Source organism: Duganella fentianensis, from assembly GCF_009857835.1.
In the GTDB taxonomy this organism is placed as follows: domain Bacteria; phylum Pseudomonadota; class Gammaproteobacteria; order Burkholderiales; family Burkholderiaceae_D; genus Rugamonas; species Rugamonas fentianensis.
Genome location: NZ_WWCL01000001.1, coordinates 585,021 through 599,491, shown reverse-complemented (window position 1 = coordinate 599,491; position 14,471 = coordinate 585,021). Strand labels below are relative to the sequence as shown.

Here is a 14,471-nt window from a genome sequence, read left to right as displayed (position 1 = left end):
CAACGTGTTTGCGCGGCCGGCCCGGCGCTACTGGACAACCTGGAGGAAGTGCGGAACAACCGGCGGAGCGGTAAAGCGGTGAGCACGATACTATAAGCGCCGTAAACTATACCCTAAATTGCGGCAACTGCGCTAAAAAACCCCAGTTTGTGTCAATTTCATTGCATCAATGGCATGTATAATAGTCATTCTGCTCAGATACCAATTAATGTTTAGTACGGCGCCCGGCTGCTTGCGCCGCCCACGGAAAATCAACATGCCTGACCTAGCAACAGCCTTGCGCCGCGCTCTGCGGCTATTTCTTCTTGTCTGCACCGTCTTCTGTGTCCTGCCCGCTGCCGATCTGGCGGCTGCCCCCGTTCCCTCGCTGCGTTTCAAGAAGCTGGGCCCGCTCGACGGCGACGAACCCTCCATGCTGTCGCTGCTGCAGGACCGCAAAGGCTTTATCTGGATAGGCACCCATACCAATGGCCTGTACCGCTACAACGGCTATCAGGCAGTCAAATACATCAACATCCCCGGTGATCCGCACAGCCTGCCCCATGACCGCGTGTCCGCCATCTATGAAGACCAGCAGGGCTTTATCTGGGCCGGCACCCAGAACGGGCTGGCCCGCTTCAATCCCGACACCAACAACTTCACCACCTACGCACCTAGCGGCAAAGCGCCGAAGAACCACCGCATCATCAAGAACATCATTTCCGATGGCAAGGACGGCATGTGGGTGGGCAGCTGGGGCGGGCTGCAGCACTTCAACCCGGTCAGCGGCAAGTTCACTGTCTACGCCCACGAGGACGACAATCCCGACAGTCTGGCCAGCAATGATCTGAATGCGCTGGCACTCGATAGCCGCGGCGGCATCTGGATAGGCACCTGGCCCGGCGGGCTCGATTATCTGGCACCGGGCAGCAACCGCTTCCAGCACCATCAGGTCGACCCCGGCCCCGTGCCCGATGCGCGCGTCAACATCGTACGGGCCTTGCAGTTCGACCGCAGCGGCGCACTGTGGATAGGCACGGAATCGGGCGTGATCCGCTGGGATGGCAAGAGCGACTGGAGCAGCCGCCAGGCCATCGCTTCGCCTTACAGCCGCATCACCAACTTCAATCTGGACGACAAGGGCACGCTGTGGAGCACCACCCTGTCGGCCGGCCTGCTGCGCTGGAACGAGGCCACGGCCAGCTTCGACCAGTTCGTCCACGCGGCCGACGACCCGTATAGCCTGCCCGGCGATAACCTGCGCGCCGTGCTGCAGGACCGCGCCGGCATGCTGTGGATCGCCTCCTTCACGGACGGCATCAGCCTTGCCAACCTGAACAGCGAAGGCTTTACCCGCCACGTACCGTTCCGCATCGACAGCCGTTCCGGTCCGGCCAGCAATGCCTTGCTGAGTCTGGCGCGGGCACCGGGCGGGCGCGTCTGGCTGGGCGGCAATGTGGGCATGAGCTTGTACGATCCCGCCACCAGCACGGTGATCCGCACCTACCATGCCGACGACAAGACCAAGGGCAAACTCAGCCACTCCATCATCTACAGCATGTATCAGGATGTGGCCAGCAAAGGCCCCCTATGGCTGGGCACGTCCAACGGTCTGAACCGCCTCGACACGCCGGACAGCCCGTTTCAGGTCATCCACTTCGGCAACACTGCGAGCGACTACATCAACGCCATCGCGCCCGGCGCCGGTGGCGTGCTGTGGCTAGCGACTGGCAATAGCTTGATCCGCTACGACCCCAAAACGGATGCACGCAAAATCTATTACAACGATCCTAACGACCCCGCCACCCGCGCCGTGAACGGCACCTCGGCCGTGCTGGAAGACCGGCAGGGCCGCGTCTGGGCCGGTTCGGAATGGAATGGCGGCGGCCTCGACCTGCTCGATCCGGCCACCGGCAAATTCCGCCACTTCCGCCACCACAGCAAGGACGCTGCCGGCCTGAGCGACGACAACATCGCCAGCCTGCACGAAGATGCGCAAGGCCGCATCTGGGTCGGTACCAGCAAGGGCCTGGATCTGGTGCAGTTCAAGGGCGATGGCACGGTCAGCTTCAAGTCCTACGCGGCCGCCATGCGCGCACCGAAAATCCTCGCCATCGAGCACGATAGCGAAGGCCGTATCTGGTGCTCCACCATCGCCGGCCTGTACCGGCTCGATCCGGCCACGGGCCAGGTGGCCCGCTTCACAGCCTCGGACGGCCTGACGGAAGGCTTTACCGTCAATTCCTCCACCACCGATGAAAAAGGCGTGCTGTACTTCGGCGGCGTGCACGGCATGACGGCCGTGACCCCGGCCAATGTGCGTACCAGTTCGCGCCCGCCGCAGGTGGCCATTACCGACATCACCGTGTTCAACCACTCGCTGCAGGATGGCAAACCGGGCGAAAACGTCAAGGCCGAAGGCCCTGTCACCTCGCCTACCGCGCTGACCCTGTCGGCGCAGGCCTCGGTGTTCTCGATCGAATTCGCCGCCCTGCACTACACCGAGCCCTCGCTCAACCGCTATGCCTACCAGCTGGACGGCTTCGATCAGGACTGGGTGGAAACCGACGCTGCCCACCGCAGCGCCAGCTATACCAACCTCAATCCGGGCCGCTACACTTTCCGCGTCAAGGCAGCCAACCATCTGGGGGTATGGAATCCGCAACCGGCTACGCTGGAAGTGACCATCACGCCGCCGTTCTGGCAGCGCTGGTGGTTCCGCGCCGGCCTGATCGCGCTGGTGGTCAGCACCTTGCTGCTGCTGTACAAAGTGCGCATCCGCCGTCTGACGCGCCATCAGGCCAAGCTGGAACAGCTGGTTACGGCACGTACGGCAGAACTGGAAGAATCCAACCGCAAGCTGGCCGCCCTGACTACCACCGACGGCCTGACGGGGGTCAGCAACCGCCGCGGTTTCGATCTGGCGCTGGAAACGGAATGGCGCCGCGCCGCCCGCACCGGCCAGACGCTGGCCCTGACCATGCTGGACGTGGACTACTTCAAAAAATACAACGACCACTACGGCCACCTGGCTGGTGATAGCGCGCTGCGCACCGTGGCCGACCTGATCACCAGCCATGGCCGGCGCACCTCCAATCTGGTAGCGCGCTACGGCGGCGAAGAATTTGCCCTGCTGGCGGCAGCCACCGATGCCACCGATGCCTACGGCACGGCGCAGGCCATCTGCGCCGAACTGGCACGCCGCCAGTTGCCGCACGTGGCCTCGCCGTTTGGCGTGATGACCATCAGCATAGGCGTGGCCGCCATGGTGCCCAGCGAGGACAGCACGCCGGACCAGCTGGTGCAGATGGCCGACCGCGCCCTCTATCGCGCCAAGGAAAAGGGCCGTAACATGGCGCTACTGGCCATGCCACCTGTTTGAGGAATAGATGTCTGAAGCACACCCACCTGTCACTCCACCCGCCACACTGAACCACGATCCGGAACCGGAAGCGCCGCAGCCACCGGCACCGGGCGACTGCTGCCACAGCGGCTGCACCTTCTGCGTGGAAGACATGTATCAGGGCGAACTCGATCGCTACCGTGTGGCCCTGAAAGAATGGCAGGAGCGCCAGAGCGCCGCACAGCAGCATGCTGGCGACGCCCGGCCGGAAACACCGGCAGCTGGCTAATCATAGGCCGACTAGCGGCGGCTGCCGGAGAAATCGAACAGCGGCATCAGATCGCCTATCGCGGGACGGTTCAGCGGCACATACGGATCGGCCTTGCCATGCACGGGATTGGGCAGATTGTCGCGGCTGCGTGCCGACAGCGGCGGCAGCGACCAGTTACGCTCGATGAATTTGGCGATCGACGCGTGATCATAATAGGTGTGATCGACCACACCCTTCTTCGCCCATGGCGACACCACAATCAGCGGTATGCGCGTGCCGTCGCCGAAGAAGTCTATCGCCTGCACATAGCCGGAATCGTAATAGCCGCCGCCTTCGTCGAAAGTAATCAGGATGGCGGTGTTCTTCCATAGCGCCGGATTGGCTTTGACGCGGTCGATCACACCGGCTACCAGTTCGTCGAAGCTGGTTTCCATGGCATAGCCTGGATGGCCGGAGATGCTGTCGTACGGTGCGATGATGGACACGGCCGGGAAAGTGGCGGCGTCTTTTACGTCCACATAGAACTGCATCAGATCGACCAGCTTGGCCTTGTCCGGCCCCTGCATGGTGGAGCTGAAGAAGGTCGGCGTATCGCACATGCCGCAGTATTCCTTGTCCACCTTGATGCCGTCGTTACGGCCGCCGCTATACCACTTCCACGACACCCCGCCAGCCGTCAGCGCATCGCCGATGTGCGGCATGGTCTGCGGCGGCAGCAGGAATTTGTCCGGCCCCAGTTCCAGCGCCTGCCCCATCGCCCCGTAGGCCGGATCAAGGTTGTTGACCATGTAGTAGTGGCCCGGTGCGCAATTGCCGTCATTGAAGGCCTTGTAAGGCAGCGCCGCCAGCAGCTGGCGGATACCGGCCACACCGGGCTGGCTCTCGTCGGCACAGGCCACATAAGTGCCGCCACGGTAGCCGTCTTCCGTGTACCAGTTGTTGGTACCCGGCTGGGCATCAGGATTTTCGATCAGCTTGGCCGGCGGTACGGCCGGCTTGCCGTCTTCCAGATACACGCCCACATCAGCCGTGGCCAGCGCAAAGTAGTTGGCCGTGGTGCCACCCATGATGGGCTGGTGATAATTGTCCGCGATGGCATACTGGTCGGCCAGCCGTTTGAACAGGGCAGCGTCGCCGCGCGCCATATTGTAGAAGCCCATGGCCACCCCGCCCTGCCCTGTCCGGCCGGGTGCCAGCGGGAAGGGGTTGCTGGGGCCGGGGCCCGTCTGATCGCCGACCCAGACAAACAGATCGTTCTTACCGCCATTCACCTGCTGCCACATCTGGAAGAAGCGGTGGGTCGGGTCGCCCGTGTGGGCGCCATAGCCCACATGGTGGGTGATCTGGAACGGGCCGTTAGGCAGGCTGGCCGGAAAGCGTGCATCCGGCACATCCTGACGCTGGCCGAATGCACCGGCGGCCCACGGCTGCGGCAGCGTGGCATAGCTGCCCGTTACGGCCGGCGTAGGCGTGTAGGCGCCCGTCGACAGGCCCAGCTTCTGCGCTGCATCAGCAAAGCGCGGGCCCGGCGTGCCGTCGGGATTGACGATCTTCTTCGACAGCAGGTTGGAGACAGTCTGTCCCCTGCGCGGCTGGTAGACCCCGTACAGATTATCGAAGGTCCGGTTTTCGCCGACCAGCACGATGACGTGCTCGATCGGCGTGGTGGCCGCTGCGGCGGCCGTAACGTTCAGCGCACCGCAGACCAGCGCCAGCAGGGGCGCCCGCATTACAGCTTGCCGTTCAGCGACACGAAGACCTGACGTGGTGCACCCGTCAGCATGCTCTGGAAGGTATGGCTGGTATCGGTGTTCTGGAAGCCGTTGGTACCGATAGAGCTCAGATACTTCTTGTCGAACAGGTTGGTCACATTGGCTTGCAGGGTCAGGTCTTTCAGGCCGCCCATGGCTTTCAGCTTGTAGCCAGCCGACAGATTGGCCAGCCAGAACGACGGTACGCTGGCATCGTTGGTGTAGGTGTAGTAGCGCTTGCCCGTGTACCTGGCACCGACGCGGGCGAACCAGCCGGCGTTTTCATACGAAGCTTCGGTGTTGAACAGCACGCGCGGCGCATCCACCACCTGCTTGCCGCTAACGGCCACCAGATTCTTGCCGTCCATGTAATCCGATTTGTATTTCGAATCGTTGAATGTGGCCGAGTTGAACCAGCTCAGTTCACGGTTGATCTTCCATACACCGATCGCTTCCACACCTTTGGTGTCGACCTTGCCCACGTTGACCAGCGTCGACGGGCAGCCGACGATGCCGGCGCAGGTGGCCACACTCAGCTGACGGTCATCGAAGCGGGCGCTGTACACGGCCAGCGAACCCTGTACGTCAGCACGCTTGAAGCGGTAGCCCAGATCCAGATTGACCGAAGTTTCCGGTTTCAGTTTCGCGACACCGGCATCGAACGCCACTTGCGTCTGCGAGAACGGACCGCTCACGCCCGGCTGGAACGCGCGCATGTTTTTCGAAGCCGATGCAAACACTTCGTCGTCCTTGCTGATGGCGTAGTTGACACCGGCCTGCGGCAGGAAGGATTTCTCGGCGCTCAGTTCACCGGCAGCGCGGCTGCCCACCAGATTGGTGGCCTTGATGGCTACGTCCATGCCCTTGAAGCCGGCATTGAATTTCAGCTGGCCGTCCATGGCGCTGAAGCTGTCCTGCAGGTAGTACTGCGAGGTGGTGGTGATGAAGTTCTGCTTCCAGTCGGTGCGGAATGGCTTGGACAGGAACACCATGGTGTCGGCCGGACCAGTCACGCTGTAGTAGTTACGGCTGGCCGTGTGGTTGCTGCGCTCGCCCCAGATACCGAAGTTGATCGTGTGGCTACCCAGTTCCCACGTCAGGCTGCTGGTCACGCCATCGCGGCCTATCGAGTATTCGGTGGTACGCAGCGAAATCGGATTGGCGGCATCGGTCGCCACGTACGGGGTGTACCAGTGACCCTGACCTTCGTTATCGTGATGGTAGATGGTGCTGTTCAGGTTCACATGGCTGCCGAAGTTCAGGTCCAGCGTCAGACCGCCCAGGGTATCCTTGCGCAGGCCGCCGGCCGAGTAGTAGGCATCATCCATGCTGTTCACGCCACCCGTGAACTTGCCGGCGGCAGCGTTCACAGCACGCTGCCAGTCGCCTTCGTAGTTATCCCACTGATAGCCCAGACGCTGCACCATTTCCGGCGACACGTCCTGATAATCAACTTCGCGGCGGTCCGAATAGTTGAGGAAACCGGTCAGCTTGTTGTCGCCGAAGTTAAACACGAACTTGGAGTTCAGCTGGTCCTGGTTCTGGCCACCGGCACCCTTGGTCTTGTCGGTGCGCTGACGCGTGCCGCTCAGATAAGCTTTGGCCACGCCGTTCAGCAGGCCCGTATCGACGCGGGCAAAAGTGCGCGCAGTGGAATCGCTGCCCAGCGTCTGGGCGAAGGTCAGGCCCAGTTCATCGTTAGGCATCTGCGAGAAGAACTGCACGGTGCCACCGAGGTTGCTGGTGGAAGCCGTGGCCAGTGCACCGGCGCCTTGCGACACGGTGACGCTGCCGATGTTTTCCGACGAAATCGCACGGCTGATGTGCAGGCCGTTGTTGTTACCGTAGCTCATATCACCGAGCGGTACGCCATCGAGCGTGAAGCCCAGCTGGTTCTGGTTGAAGCCGCGCACGCTGAAGCGGGTCGACCATTCGTAGGCACCGAAAGGGTCGGCCGACTGGAAGTTCACGCCCGGCAGTTTTTCCAGCACTTTCAGTGCGCTGGTACCCGGCAGCGCTTCGGCCAGATCGGTCTTGTTGATGTTCTGGACCTGACGCGACTGGCCACGGCCGGTGATCTCTACGGTCTGGATAGGACCGACCACGGCACCGGCCAGATTGCTGTCGGCGGCTGCGTCGGCCGCGTCGCCTGCATAGGCGTGGCAGGCCAGCGCCTGCAGAACCAGCAGGCACAGAGGTTTCAGTGGGAAGCGCTGTTGCATGATTTTTCTTTCTTGTGAGTGAATGTAAGAGCGGTAGCAAACTAACTCGCAAGATTGTAGAAACAGCATGTGACGCGTCTATGACGCTGCCATGACAACTTTATGACAAGCTTTCCTCACCTCGGTTAGTATGCAGAACCGGATTTACTTACACTCGCCTTATGTCCCAGCCTATCCCACCCGGCACCAAGTCTCCCCCAGCGACGCCCGCAGGGCAGGACGGTGCGCAGGCTCAGGCCGCCAGTAGCTGGCTCAGCAAGCTAGGCCCCGGCCTGATCACGGGTGCGGCCGACGATGACCCCAGCGGCATCGCCACCTATTCGCAGGCCGGTGCCCAGTTCGGCCTGCAGATGCTGTGGACCGTGATCCTGACCCTGCCCCTGATGGTGGGCATACAGGCCATCAGCGCCCGCATCGGCCGCGTCAGCGGCGCCGGGCTGGCCACCAATATGCGGCGCCATCTGCCGCGTCCCCTGCTGTACGCCATCGTCAGTCTGCTGCTGGTGGCCAATACCATCAACATCGCGGCCGACATCGCCGCCATGGGTCAGGCCGTCAGCCTGCTCACGGGCGGCCCCAGCCACTGGTATGCCGCCGCTGCGGGCCTGCTGTCGCTGCTGCTGCAGGTGCTGCTGCCCTACCACCGCTATGTACATGTACTCAAATGGCTGACGCTGGCCCTGTTTGCCTACGTGGCCACGGCCATCAGCCTGCAGCTACCCTGGCTGCAGGTGCTGCAGGCCATGGTCTGGCCCACGCTGTCGTGGCAGCCTGCCTATGTCACCACGGTGGTGGCTGTATTCGGCACCACCATCAGTCCCTATCTATTCTTCTGGCAGGCGTCGCAGGAAGTGGAAGACTTGCGCGCCGATCCGCATGCCCATGCACTCAAGCACGCCACCGAGCAGGCCCAGCCCCAGCTACAGCGCATCAAGGTCGATACCGTGATCGGCATGGGCTTTTCCAATCTGGTAGCGCTGTGCATCATGCTGACCACGGCCGCCACGCTGGGTGCGCACGGCATCACCGACATCAGCTCTTCGGCCCAGGCGGCGCAAGCCTTGCGCCCCATCGCCGGCGATTTCGCCTTCGCCCTGTTCAGTCTGGGCATCATCGGCACCGGCCTGCTGGCCGTGCCCGTGCTGGCCGGTTCGGCTGCCTATGCCATGGCAGGCGCCATGCACTGGCGCGGCAGTCTGGAACTGCAGTATGGCAGCGCGCGCAAGTTCTACGGCATCATCGCCGCCGCCACCCTGATCGGCACGGCGCTATGCTTCACCAGCATCGATCCTATCCGTGCGCTGTACTGGAGTGCCGTGGTGAACGGGGTGATTTCCGTACCCATCATGGTGGTGCTGATGCTGCTGGCACGCCGGCCAGCAGTGATGGGCACACTGGTGATTTCGCGCCGTCTCACCGTACTGGGCTGGCTGTGCACGGCCGTGATGGCCGTGGCCGTGGCGGCCATGCTGCTGACGATGGCCCTATAATGGACGCTTCATACAGGGAGGGACTATGCGACGCACCATCCGACTAGCGCTCTTGCTGCTTGCTGGCGCGGCCAGCCTGAGCGTACAGGCTTTCGAACGGCCCTTCCCCGCCAATGCCGTGCGCGGCAAGATGACGCCGGCCTATTTTCCCGAAGTGCTGATCGACGGTAAAGTGCGCCAGCTGGCGCCTTCGGCCCGCATCTTCAATCAGGATAATCTGATCGAACTGCCGGCAGCCATACGCGGCAGCGATCTGGTGGTCAATTACACGGTCGATAGCTGGGGCAATATCGACCGCATCTGGATACTCACGGCGGAAGAAGCGGCGCAGAAGCCGGCTGCCAGCAGCCGCTGACTCCGCCCTCAGGCGTTTTCGGCCACTTCGGCCACGGCACCGGCCGATTTCAGGCGACAGGCAAAGGCCGGCAATTCATCCGCCGGTATCGGCAGCGATATGTGATAACCCTGCAGATGGTGGCAGCCCAGCTGGCGCAAGATGCTGGCCTGCCCTGCCGTTTCTACCCCCTCCGCCACCAGCTGCAGCCCCAGGCTCTGGCCCATGGCGATAATCGCATGCACCAGATTATTGCTGCGTTCACTGTGCTCGATATCCATCACGAAGGCGCGGTCTATCTTCAGCGTGTTGAGGTGGAACTGGGTCAGGTAGCTGAGCGAGGAATAGCCGGTGCCGAAATCATCGAGCGAAATTCCCACTCCCATGCCGCGCAGCTGCGCCAGCACGCTCTGTACTTCGCCGCCGTTATCGATCAGCACACGCTCCGTCAGTTCCAGCTCCAGCTGGCGCGGTGACAGGTCGTTGTGCGCCAGCGCCTGCTGCACCAGCCCCACGAATGCAGGATCGGCCAGCTGCCATGCCGAGACATTGATGCTCACGGTGAGTTCGCCCAGCGCGCCAGCCTTCCACACACCGAGCTGGCGGCAGGCTTCGTTCAGCACCCAGGTACCAATCTCGACGATCATGCCGCTGTCTTCCGCCACGGGGATGAAGCGGTCCGGTGCCACATTGCCCAGTGTAGCGCTTTGCCAGCGCAGCAGCGCTTCCACCTTGGTCAGGGCGCCACTGGCAGCGCTGGTAATGGCCTGATACACGAGACGGAACTCCTGCCCGGCAATCGCGCTGCGCAGCGCGCCATCGATCACCAGCGCATCCTTGGCGGCCGCATTCATGGCATCGTTAAAGAAGCGTACTTCGCCCCGTCCGCTTTTCTTGGCTACATACATGGCGATATCGGCGTGACGGATCAGCGTGGCGCCATCCATGCCGTGCTGCGGATAGCAGGCCACGCCCACGCTGGCCGACACGCCGATCACGTGGTGCGTCACGGTGAAGCTGTTATCCATGGCTGCGACGATCTGCTCGGCACAGGCGCGCGCCTGCTGCTCGGCACTGCCGGCCGCCAGCTCGGGCAGCACCACGATGAACTCGTCGCCGCCGAAACGGGCCAGCACATCTTTCGTGCCCAGCACCGAATGCAGGCGGCGCGCAAACTGGCGCAGCAGCTCGTCGCCCACGGCGTGGCCGAAAGAGTCGTTGACGCGCTTGAACTTGTCGAGGTCGATGAACAGCACGGCGCACTCGCAGCCGCCGCTGCAGGCCAGCGTGACTTCTTCCCTGAGCCGGTTGGTGATGGCGTGGCGGTTGAAATAGCCCGTCACGGGATCGATGTTGGCGGCCTTGCGCAGCAAATCATCCTTGCGGGTACGCTCGCTGATATCGAGCAGCTGCACCAGACAATACAGCCGGCCCCGTTCTTCATACGGCGACGCCAGCAGCTCGACCGGCAGACGACTGCCGTCATGCAGCTGGAACATGGCCGTCTCCACCAGCGGATAGACGGCACCGGGCGCCATGAAGCGCTGGAAGTATTCGTCGGCCATCTGCGGCGTCAGCCCGGGCAGCAGATCGCTCACATGCTTGCCCACCAGATCGGCCGGCCCGGCAAAGCCCAGCAAGCGCGCGCAGCGCTCGTTCGCCACCTGCACATAGCCGCGCCGGTCGCGGATCAAAAAGCCGTTGCTCAGGCTATCGATGGTGCGCGCATAGCGCTGCTGGATTTCGTCCTGCACGGCATAGATCAGCCCCAGCATGCTCAGGGTCTTGAGCACGGTGGTGCCGATAAACCAGAACAGATACAGCTCCGGCCCCAGCGTGACGGAACTGAGCACATTGAAGACACCGCGCAGCAGCAGGGTAACGCCGAGGAAGCGGTAGCGGTTCTTGTTACGGATCAGGCGCTGGCCGCACCATACCATTACCACGCCGAGGATGGCAGCACTGCCGGGCGCCAGCAGGGACGGCATGGCATCCCATACCACATAGCAGGCCAGCGTGATGGCCAGCGCCACCGGCAGGATCCAGCGCTGCTGGGCGCGATGCAATTCGCCGAGGAAGAATTTGGTGCCGCTCCAGTAGCCCACCATGCCGGCCGCCAGCAGCGCCGCACAGAGCGGAATACGCCAGACTTCGGCCAGATAGCGGCCGCCGATAAACCATAGCACGATGCCGCTCATTACCGAGAGCTGGCCCAGCCCCCAGTACAGCGCGTGCTTTTCCTTGCGCTGCATCAGCCATAGGAAAATCAGCAATGTGCTCAGAATGGCATCAGCCGCAAAGGCTGCGGCAATTGCTGAAAGATGGGCGTAACTACCGAGATCCGTGCTCATAAAGGAGGCCCTGCGATCCTGCGTCTCAACGTTCTAGGAATATTTATTCAGACCATTGTATGACGAAGTCCGGCAGCGGCGATACGGCAGAGCACGTCAACACGCGAGTTCTGTTGCCTAATGACACAGGCGCTGTCACAGAAACAAGGAAATGGCCAGACTCCACATCACCAGCGCGATCACCACATCGAGCACCTGCCACGCGCGCGGGCGGGCAAACACGGGCGTCAGATAGCGCGCACCGAAACCCAGGCTGCTAAACCACAGCAGCGAAGCCAGCATGGCGCCGGCCGCAAAATACCAGCGCCCCATGCCGGTCTGCTGGCCGCCGATGGAACCGAGCAGCACCACCGTATCCAGATACACGTGAGGATTGAGCAGGCTGAACGCCAGCATGGCGGCCAGTACCGTGCGCCTATCGGCTGCGCCCGTTTCCGCCCCGGCCTGCATGCTGCCCGGTTGCAGGGCCGAGCGGGCCGCACGCCAGCCATACCAGCCCAGAAACGCCGCACCGGCGATCTTGATCAGCAACAGCAGCGCAGGCGCCTCGGTAATCAGCGCACCCATGCCGGCCACCCCGGCGCCTATCAGCACCACATCACACAGCACGCAGATGGCTACGCAACTGAGCACGAACTCGCGCTTGAGTGCCTGCCGCAGCAGATAGGCGTTCTGCGAACCAATCGCCACGATCAGGCTGCCGCCCAGTCCCATACCCTTGAAAAAAGCTGCTGCCAGCATGGCTATCCCCTGTAGAAAACGCCAGCTTAAAGGGGGACCAAAGATAAGTATAATTAATAATAATCACCAAATATTAGGAAAACTAATGAAGCAGGTCGATTACCGCGGGCTGGCCGCGCTCGACGCCATCATCGAATATGGCAATTTCGACAAAGCCGCCGCCGCATTGGCGATTACCCAGTCCGCCGTTTCGCAGCGCCTGCGCATGCTGGAAAACAGCGCCGGCGAACTGCTGATCGTACGCAGCCAGCCGCCCGTGCCAACGCCGGCTGGCCAGCGCCTGATTGCCCATTACCGTCAGGTGCGCCTGCTCGAAGCCACCCTGCTGCAGGCGGCGCCGGGCAGCGCGCCCACGCCGGAAATCGCGATTGCCGTGAATGCCGACAGCGCCGCCACCTGGCTGCAGGAAGCCCTGACCCCGCTGATGCTGGGCGGCGACTGCATGCTGCACATCCGCATGGACGATCAGGACCACACCCTGAGCATGCTGCGCGAAGGGCGGGTGTTCGGCTGCGTCACCAGTGAAACGGCGCAGGTGGCGGGCACCTCGTCCACCGCGCTGGGGCGGATGCGCTATCTGTGCGTGGCCAGCCCCGCGTTTGCCCGGCGCTGGTTCGCGCAAGGCATGACGGCGCAAGCCGTGCAGCGTGCGCCGGTGATGATCTTCGACCGCAAGGATGCCCTGCAGTCGCGCTACATCGCCCAGTACACGGGCTATACGGGCGCCTTCCCGCACCATGCCTATGCCAGCTCGGATGGCTTCCTGCGTTTTGTGGCGGCCGGTTTCGGCTACGGCATGCTGCCCGTGCTGCAATGTGCCGACGGCCTGCGCGATGGCACACTGGTCGACCTGACGCCGGGCCACTATCTCGACGTACCGCTGATCTGGCACCGCTGGGATATCGATACGCCCTACACGCGCGCCCTGTCGCAGCAGGTCATAGCAACGGCGCAGCGCTGGCTGCTGCAGGACAGCAGCGCGGCCTAGCGCGCCGCCAGTTCGGCCCGCATGCGCGCCTCCCATTCGGCCGCATCGGGTTCATAACTGGTGGCTGGCGGCGCACTGCCATCCCACTCGCCATGGCGCTGGTACAGATAGACGGCAGTCCACGCCAGCGTACCGGCCGGATAGTGGTGCAGGATGCGGAAAGCCGGATGGGATAACGGATAGGTAGTAGTGCTGACCAGCGCGCCGGGCTGCAGCTCGCTGGCCAGCTTGTGGGCCAGCGCCGGCATCAGCGCACCGAAGCAGGTACTGTAGAGGAACACCAGCGTGGCAGCGCGTACATCGACAGCGAACATATCGGCCTCGATGAAGGCTAGCCGCTGCGGCAGGTCAAGCAGATGGGCCAGCGTGGTGCCGGCACCGCCGGGCAGCAGCAAAGGCTGGTCGCGCTGCAGCGGCTGCGGCAAACGCTCCAGCTGCTGCCGGTTCAGCGCCAGCAATTGCTGACAGCGCTGCAGCGCCAGCTGGTGGCGGTAGGCTAGCAATTCCACCCCCACGCAGCGCTGGAACGGCAGGCTTAGTGCGGCCGTCATCACCACCTTGCCCAGCCCGCTACCGAGATCGACCATCAGCCCGCCCGGCGCCAGCAGCGGCGCAATGGCGGCGAAATAGCGCGCCAGCTCGTCCTGCTGCAGTTCGCCGTACACCATGCCGGCATCCTGTACCAGCCAGTCGCGCACCTCGCCATCGCTGATCTGCTCTAGTGGACGAAACTGCGGCAAGGCCGGGGTGCGCGGCAGCATGCTATGTGGCAGCAGGCCGGGTGGCAGCGTACCGACGATGACGCCCGCATGGGGACGCAAACGCTGCAGCAGATAGTCATGCTGGCGCCGGTCCTCCAGACAGGCGCGCAGCGCATAGCCCACTTCGATAAAGCGGATAAATGGCGCATCAGGCGCCAGCAGCAGGGCCGCACGCTGGTGCTGCTCGCCGCCTTCAAGGGCAGCGTAGAGCGGAGCAAACAGCGCGGCGGCCGGTTCCAT

At 63.1% G+C, this 14,471-nt stretch carries 10 protein-coding genes; 5 read left to right on the top strand and 5 right to left on the bottom strand.

All coding sequences use genetic code 11. From position 1 onward, the window contains the following. The first annotated feature begins 256 nt into the window (after positions 1-256). Entirely contained in the window at positions 257-3,361 is a 3,105-nt protein-coding gene (locus GTP23_RS02715) for a ligand-binding sensor domain-containing diguanylate cyclase (RefSeq protein WP_161033745.1), read from the top strand. A 7-nt stretch (positions 3,362-3,368) separates the two neighbouring features. Beyond that, the gene (locus GTP23_RS02710; RefSeq protein ID WP_161033744.1) at positions 3,369-3,611 is read left to right on the top strand and encodes an oxidoreductase-like domain-containing protein; all 243 of its coding nucleotides are present in this window, start codon (positions 3,369-3,371) and stop codon (positions 3,609-3,611) included. Positions 3,612-3,622: 11 nt separating this feature from the next. Here GTP23_RS02710 and GTP23_RS02705 read toward each other — a convergent pair whose 3' ends face one another. After that, complete coding sequence (locus tag GTP23_RS02705) at positions 3,623-5,323, bottom strand: alkaline phosphatase family protein (protein WP_161033743.1); 1,701 nt, start codon at positions 5,321-5,323, stop codon at positions 3,623-3,625. After that, positions 5,323-7,566 (bottom strand): TonB-dependent receptor, encoded by a 2,244-nt coding sequence (locus GTP23_RS02700; RefSeq protein WP_161033742.1) that lies wholly within the window; start codon positions 7,564-7,566, stop codon positions 5,323-5,325. The genes GTP23_RS02705 and GTP23_RS02700 overlap by 1 nt, the downstream gene beginning before the upstream one ends. Positions 7,567-7,727: 161 nt before the next feature. On the opposite strand from GTP23_RS02700, the gene GTP23_RS02695 reads away from it, so the two are divergent. After that, on the top strand, positions 7,728-9,056 hold the full coding sequence (locus tag GTP23_RS02695) for an NRAMP family divalent metal transporter (RefSeq protein WP_161033741.1): 1,329 nt from the start codon (positions 7,728-7,730) through the stop codon (positions 9,054-9,056). A 25-nt stretch (positions 9,057-9,081) separates the two neighbouring features. Continuing rightward, positions 9,082-9,411: a hypothetical protein gene (locus tag GTP23_RS02690; protein WP_229255897.1), complete on the top strand. Its 330-nt coding sequence runs from the start codon at positions 9,082-9,084 to the stop codon at positions 9,409-9,411. A gap of 8 nt (positions 9,412-9,419) precedes the next feature. Here the strand turns inward: GTP23_RS02690 and GTP23_RS02685 are convergent, their stop codons facing one another. After that, on the bottom strand, positions 9,420-11,741 hold the full coding sequence (locus GTP23_RS02685; RefSeq protein WP_229255896.1) for a putative bifunctional diguanylate cyclase/phosphodiesterase: 2,322 nt from the start codon (positions 11,739-11,741) through the stop codon (positions 9,420-9,422). Between the two features lie 135 nt (positions 11,742-11,876). Beyond that, positions 11,877-12,482, bottom strand: coding sequence for a LysE/ArgO family amino acid transporter (locus GTP23_RS02680; RefSeq protein WP_161033740.1), 606 nt, complete (start codon positions 12,480-12,482; stop codon positions 11,877-11,879). 85 nt (positions 12,483-12,567) lie between these two features. Between GTP23_RS02680 and GTP23_RS02675 the strand changes: the two genes are divergently transcribed. Next, positions 12,568-13,470 (top strand): LysR family transcriptional regulator ArgP, encoded by a 903-nt coding sequence (locus GTP23_RS02675; RefSeq protein ID WP_161033739.1) that lies wholly within the window; start codon positions 12,568-12,570, stop codon positions 13,468-13,470. On the opposite strand, the gene GTP23_RS02670 is transcribed toward GTP23_RS02675, so the two are convergent. Next, positions 13,467-14,471, bottom strand: a complete 1,005-nt coding sequence (locus GTP23_RS02670) for a class I SAM-dependent methyltransferase (RefSeq protein WP_161033738.1) — start codon at positions 14,469-14,471, stop codon at positions 13,467-13,469. The two genes, GTP23_RS02675 and GTP23_RS02670, sit on opposite strands and share 4 nt — an antisense overlap.